This window comes from Tritonibacter sp. SIMBA_163 (genome assembly GCF_046535935.1).
Lineage (GTDB): Bacteria > Pseudomonadota > Alphaproteobacteria > Rhodobacterales > Rhodobacteraceae > Epibacterium > Epibacterium scottomollicae.
Genome location: NZ_JAWJBP010000850.1, coordinates 1 through 254 on the forward strand (window position 1 = coordinate 1; position 254 = coordinate 254).

Here is a 254-nt window from a genome sequence, read left to right on the forward strand (position 1 = left end):
TCGTAATGTCGCGGACAGTATCCTTAAGCGCCATCGCCGCGAGTATGCCATGCTCGTCCCTGACAAAAGTGACGGTCTTTCCTTGGTTCGCCAAATTCGCAAGAATCCCGCCTTCAAAAGCATAGGCTTCTTCCTCGCCGACAAAACCGGGCTTGCCGATCAAGATTTCATCGCCATTGACTTGCGTTTTCAATCCGTTTCCGGGAACATCGGCGACTTGAAGATTGCGCAGCGGTTCAAATCCTTGCTGAATG

The 254-nt window shown here is 51.6% G+C and carries 1 protein-coding gene; it reads right to left on the minus strand.

All coding sequences use genetic code 11. The features are described 5' to 3' along the window. Window positions 1-254, minus strand: a 254-nt coding sequence (locus R0J92_RS24740) for a hypothetical protein (RefSeq protein WP_411053633.1), incomplete at both ends; no start/stop codon positions are given.